Source organism: Arthrobacter sp. JCM 19049, from assembly GCF_001310435.1.
This window is the reverse complement of sequence record NZ_BAXF01000137.1, coordinates 1-5,085: the sequence shown is the minus strand read 5'-3', so window position 1 is coordinate 5,085 and position 5,085 is coordinate 1. Positions and strand designations below refer to the sequence as shown.

The window sequence follows — 5,085 nt, the reverse complement described above, 5'->3', positions numbered from 1 at the left end:
CCTTCCCGCCATCGCGGCTCTGACGCATTTAAGGGGGCCAACCCCGCGCAGTGATGTTGCCCATGCCGCGGCGGCAACCCCCGTGCTGCCGGGAGTGGAACAGGTCTGGCAGCACGGGCGAATGCCGGTGTCCGTGCGGAAATCCAGCTTCCTGGCAGCGCGCCGGGAGCGTTGACAGGCCGCTTTGGATAGTTGGATACTGACAGCAGATCGCCGACCACTTGGCTGTTTTCCAACGTCATTGCGTCGTCCGGAGCGCGCGGCCCGAATCGGGGCCCGGGCATCGGGTACCACGATGAGTGCCGGATGCATGTTCGCAGTGGCACGCCGAGGGAAAGATGAACCAAGCATGGCAGCTGAGACCGGGGAAGCGACACAGGCACGTAGCCAAACTCAGCATGCTCACCCTCACCGGCGTGGTCGTCGGTTCCATGGTGGGCGCCGGGGTCTTCTCACTACCGGGCAGGTTCGCCAGCGAAACCGGGATCTTCGGTGCGGTCATCGCCTGGATCATCGCCGGGGCCGGCATGCTGATGCTCGCCTTTGTCTTCCAGATGCTGGCCAACCGCAAGCCCGAACTGGACGCCGGGGTGTACGCCTATGCGAAGGCCGGGTTCGGGGAATACCTCGGGTTCTTCGCCGCCTTCGGGTACTGGGCCAGCGCCTGCGCGGGCAACACCTTCTACTGGGTGTTCATCATGTCCACTCTCTCCGGGCTGGGGGTGGCCGGGCTGGGTTCCGGAGCCACCCTGCTGGCGGTGGGGCTGTCCTCGATCGGGTTGTGGGTCTTCTTCCTGCTGATCCGCCGGGGCGTGCAAAGCGCGGCCCTGGTCAACCAGATTGTCACCATCGCCAAACTGGTGCCGATCATCATCTTCATTCTGATCTGCCTGTTCGTGCTGGATCCGGAGGCGTTGCGGCAGAACTGGTACGGCGCGGACTACGCCGGATCACTCTTTGAGCAGGTCCGCTCCACGATGCTGGTCACCGTCTTTGTCTTCTTGGGCGTGGAGGGCGCGAGCGTGTATTCGCGCCACGCCCGGCGCCGGACGGACGTGGGACGGGCCACCATCCTGGGGTTCCTGTCCGTGTTCGCGATCTTCGCCTCGGTCACCATCGTCTCCTACGGGGTGATGCCGATGGAGCAGATCAGCCAGCTGGAGCAGCCTCCATGGCCGGGATCCTGGAATACGCGGTCGGCCCGTGGGGCCGCTGGTTTGTGAGCATTGGCTGATCATCTCGGTGCTGGGCGCTACCTGGCCTGGTCGCTGATGGCCGCGAGGTGCTCAGCGTGGCCGCAAACGAACGGGACATGCCCTGCTTCCTGGGCAAGCTGAACCGCACCGACGTGCCGGTGAACGCGGTGCTGCTGACCTCCGTGCTGGTACAGGGCATGCTGGTCATCCTGCTGTTCGCCGAGGACGCGCTGGACCTGGCGCTGGATTTGACCAGCTCCCTGACGCTGATCCCGTTCCTGCTCGCCGCGCTGTACGCGGTGAAGGTGGCCTACGCCGCCCGGCACGGGCAGGGGGAGCGCCGGGCCTCCGGGAGGGATCTTCTCACCTCGGTGCTGGCGGTGGCCTACACCGCCTTCCTGGTCTTCGCCGCCGGCTGGCACTTCTTGCTGCTCTCCTTCATCATCTACGCCCCGGCCACCATCCTGTTCGTCATGGCCCGCCGGGAGCAGGGACGCAAGGCCTTCGAAGGCCGCGAACCGGTGATCTTCGCGCTCTCCCTGCTCGGCGCCCTGCTGGGCGTCGTGGCCCTGGGCGCGGGGTGGATCCACCTCTAGGGCGACAGCCGCTGAACTGCACAACGAGAAACCACCAGGGTCGGGCGGCTGTCCGATTCGCAAGGAACGGAAGGAACACGGACCATGAGCGAAACCACGGGCAAGGGTGTGCATTCGGAGGTCGGGCAGCTGCGCAAGGTGCTGGTGTGCGCGCCGGGGCTGGCCCACCGCAGGCTGACCCCATCGAACTGTGACGACCTGCTGTTTGACGACGTGATGTGGGTGGAAAGCGCCCAGCGCGACCACGCAGACTTCGTCTCCAACCTGCGCGGCAACGAGGTGGAGGTGCTGGAGCTGCAGGAGGTGCTCACCCAGACCATGGCCCAGGCCGAAGCCCGGCAGTGGCTGCTGGAACGTAAGGTGGTGCCCAACGTGGTGGGCGGCGGGCTGGTCGAGGGCACCCGGGCCTACCTGGATTCGCTGGACGAGGGGCGCCTGTCCGAACTGCTGCTGGGCGGCATGGCCACCAGCGACCTGCCCGAGGACTACCGCACCGATTACGTGAACCTGGCCCGCGAATCCCGCGGCATCTATGAGTACCTGATGCCGCCGCTGCCCAACACCCTCTACACCCGGGACACCACCTGCTGGATCTACGGTGGAGTGACCCTGAACCCGCTGTACTGGGATGCCCGCCGGGATGAGACCCTGCTGATGAAGGCGATCTACAAGTTCCATCCCGAATTCCGGGATTCGACGATCTGGTGGGGGGATCCCGAACAGGAGTGGGGCCAGGTGACCGTGGAGGGCGGGGATGTGATGCCGGTGGGCAACGGGGTGGTGCTGATCGGCATGAGCGAGCGCACCTCCCGCCACGGCATTACCCAGCTGGCCTCCTCACTGTTCCGCCAGGGGGTGGCCGAGCACGTGATCGTGGCCGGGATGCCGAAGCTGCGTGCGGCGATGCACCTGGATACCGTGTTCACCTTCGTGGACCATGACGTGGTGACCCTGTATCCCAAGATCATGGACGAGGTGCACACCTTCTCGCTGCGTCCCTCCGATCAGGAACCGGGGGTCACGGTGATTGACCACGGCACCAAGAGCTTCACCGACGTGGTCGCCCAGGCGTTGAACCTGCCCAAGCTGCGGGTGGTGGCCACCGCCGGGAACAACTATGACTCCGAACGCCAGCAGTGGGACAGCGGCAACAACGCCGTTGCCCTGCGCCCCGGCGTGGTGTACACCTATGACCGCAACACCCAAACCAATGATGCGCTGCGTGCCGCCGGCATCGAGGTGCTGCCGATTGTCGGCGCCGAGCTGGGCCGCGGCCGCGGCGGCGGGCACTGCATGACCTGCCCCATTGAGCGGGACGCCGTGCAGTACTAGCACGCACCTGCCACAGGTGTCCCGCAGTTGACGAGGCGGCGCACTGGCGTGCAAAGACCCGGGAACGGGTGATCGGCTTTCTGGCCGACCGCCGGTTCCCGGGGTCTTTTGGGTGTTGGCTCCTAGCCCAGCTGTTCCACGGCATCGCAGGGGTTGGTACCCGGCTGCAGGTTGCGCACCGTCAGGGAGAGCTTGGCCAGCAGCTCCTGCAGCTGGCGGCTTTCACTCTCATCGAGCTGGGCGAGCAGTTCCTGCTCCGCCTGCGCGACCTTGCCCTCGAGCCGCTTCAGGGTTTCCAGCCCCTGCGCGGTGGCGATAATCTTGCGCGCCCGCCGGTCGGAGGGGGCGGGGATGCGTTCGACCAGGTTTGCCTGCACGAGGTCGTCAATGAGGTAGGTCAGCACGGTGCGGTCAATTCCCAGGTGCCCACCGAGCGCCTGCTGGTTGGCCGGGTCATGGTGCACCACCGTGGACAGCAGCTGGAAGCCGCGCACCCCGCAGGGGATCCCGGCGACCGCCTCGGCGAACCGCGACTGGTGCCCGCGCAGGATCATGCCCAGATGCCAGGCCAGGTCCCGGGATTGGGGGTGCTGGCGGCGGCTGGGGCGGTGACGGTGTCCGGTGCGGTGTTCATATCATCCATTCTATCGGAATATATGCGCTTGCATAGATGTTCTGTAATCAATATAGTCTGTACTACAACATAATTGAAGGGTGTGTCAGATGGATTCAGTTCAGCAGCGCGACCAGAAGACCGTGGGGATTCTGGGTGCCGGCCGGGTCGGCACCGCCTTGGCCCGCCTGGCCCTGGACGCCGGCTACCGGGTCAAGATCGCGACCTCCAAGCCCGCCAGCGAGATCAGCCTGATCGTGGACATCGTCACCCCGGGCGCTGAGGCCGTCAACGCCAGCGACCTGGCCGACGCGGAAATGATCGTGGTCGCCGTGCCCCTGCACAAGTACCGCACCGTGGACCCGGCGCTGCTGCAGGACAAGACCGTCATTGACGTCATGAACTACTGGTCGGGCACCGACGGGGAGATCGCCGAATTCGAGGACCCCACCCAGTCCTCCAGCGAGGTCATCGCCCAGCACCTGGCCGGAGCCAACCTGGTGAAGTCCTTCAACCACATCGGCTACCACGACATGGAGCCGGAAGCCGGGGGAGCCGGGGACGGCGAGGCCCGCGCCCTGGCCCTGGCCGGGGATGACCCCCGGGCCGTCCAGGAGGTCGCCGAGTTCATCAGCAGCGTCGGCTTCGCCCCGGTGATCGCCGGGGACCTGCGCTCCGGGCGGCTGTTCGAACCCGGAACGCCGATCTTCAACGGGCGCTTCACCGCAGCGGAAATGGAAGAGCAGCTCAACGCTGCCCGCGTCTCCGGCTAACCACATCACCGCTACCCACCAAGACAAGCAACCCACGACATGGAACTCGGCGCCTACAGCTTCGGCGACACCCAGCGCAACGCTGACGATTCACTGCGCAGCACCTCGGAAGCCATCACCAACCTGTTCGAGGCCATCAAGTTGGCCGACCGCAGCGGGCTGGACTACTTCGGGGTGGGGGAGCACCACACCACCAGCATGCCGGCCTCCTCGCCCGGAGCCATCATCGCGGCGGCCGCCGCAGCCACCGAGCAGATCAAGCTGGGCAGTGCGGCGAGCATCATCAGCACCGATGACCCGGTGCGGATCTACCAGCAGTTCGCCACCGCTGACATCATCTCCGGCGGCGGCCGTGTGGAGATCACCGCGGGCCGCGGCTCCTCGGTGGAAACCTTCCCGCTGTTCGGCTATGACCTGGAGGAGTATGACGAGCTCTACGCCAACAAGCTGGATCTGCTGATGACCATCAATGATTCGCAGGCCCAGGAGGTCACCTGGTCCGGGAACAAGCGCCCGGCCCTGAACGACCTGGCCGTGGTGCCGCGTCCGGCCCAAGGCAAGCTGCCGATCTGGCT

6 protein-coding genes are annotated in these 5,085 nt (G+C 66.0%); 5 read left to right on the top strand and 1 reads right to left on the bottom strand.

Annotated elements, in window-relative coordinates:
- Window positions 1–398: 398 nt before the first annotated feature.
- The 3 genes from JCM19049_RS19445 to arcA all read left to right on the top strand — a co-directional run bounded on the left by JCM19049_RS19445 (window position 399) and on the right by arcA (window position 3,124).
- Complete coding sequence (locus JCM19049_RS19445) at window positions 399–1,223, top strand: amino acid permease (RefSeq protein ID WP_279402736.1); 825 nt, start codon at window positions 399–401, stop codon at window positions 1,221–1,223.
- A gap of 59 nt (window positions 1,224–1,282) precedes the next feature.
- Window positions 1,283–1,792, top strand: coding sequence for an amino acid permease (locus JCM19049_RS19440; RefSeq protein WP_279402735.1), 510 nt, complete (start codon window positions 1,283–1,285; stop codon window positions 1,790–1,792).
- An 84-nt stretch (window positions 1,793–1,876) separates the two neighbouring features.
- On the top strand, window positions 1,877–3,124 hold the full coding sequence (gene arcA, locus JCM19049_RS07930; protein ID WP_054821320.1) for an arginine deiminase: 1,248 nt from the start codon (window positions 1,877–1,879) through the stop codon (window positions 3,122–3,124).
- 122 nt (window positions 3,125–3,246) lie between these two features.
- Here the strand turns inward: arcA and JCM19049_RS07925 are convergent, their stop codons facing one another.
- Window positions 3,247–3,678, bottom strand: a complete 432-nt coding sequence (locus tag JCM19049_RS07925) for a MarR family transcriptional regulator (protein ID WP_279402734.1) — start codon at window positions 3,676–3,678, stop codon at window positions 3,247–3,249.
- Window positions 3,679–3,847: 169 nt separating this feature from the next.
- On the opposite strand from JCM19049_RS07925, the gene JCM19049_RS07920 reads away from it, so the two are divergent.
- Window positions 3,848–4,510: an NAD(P)-binding domain-containing protein gene (locus JCM19049_RS07920; RefSeq protein ID WP_054821319.1), complete on the top strand. Its 663-nt coding sequence runs from the start codon at window positions 3,848–3,850 to the stop codon at window positions 4,508–4,510.
- 39 nt (window positions 4,511–4,549) lie between these two features.
- Window positions 4,550–5,085 (top strand): LLM class flavin-dependent oxidoreductase (locus JCM19049_RS07915; RefSeq protein WP_279402733.1); only part of this gene is annotated, 536 nt, incomplete at its 3' end.

What these genes read in the sequence shown, in the direction of transcription:
- JCM19049_RS19445 (WP_279402736.1), top strand. Translation starts at nt 399, where the DNA reads ATGCTCACCCTCACCGGCGTGGTCGTCGGTTCCATGGTGGGCGCCGGG.
- arcA (WP_054821320.1), top strand. Translation starts at nt 1,877, where the DNA reads ATGAGCGAAACCACGGGCAAGGGTGTGCATTCGGAGGTCGGGCAGCTG.
- JCM19049_RS07925 (WP_279402734.1), bottom strand. Translation starts at nt 3,678, where the DNA reads ATGATCCTGCGCGGGCACCAGTCGCGGTTCGCCGAGGCGGTCGCCGGG.
- JCM19049_RS07920 (WP_054821319.1), top strand. Translation starts at nt 3,848, where the DNA reads ATGGATTCAGTTCAGCAGCGCGACCAGAAGACCGTGGGGATTCTGGGT.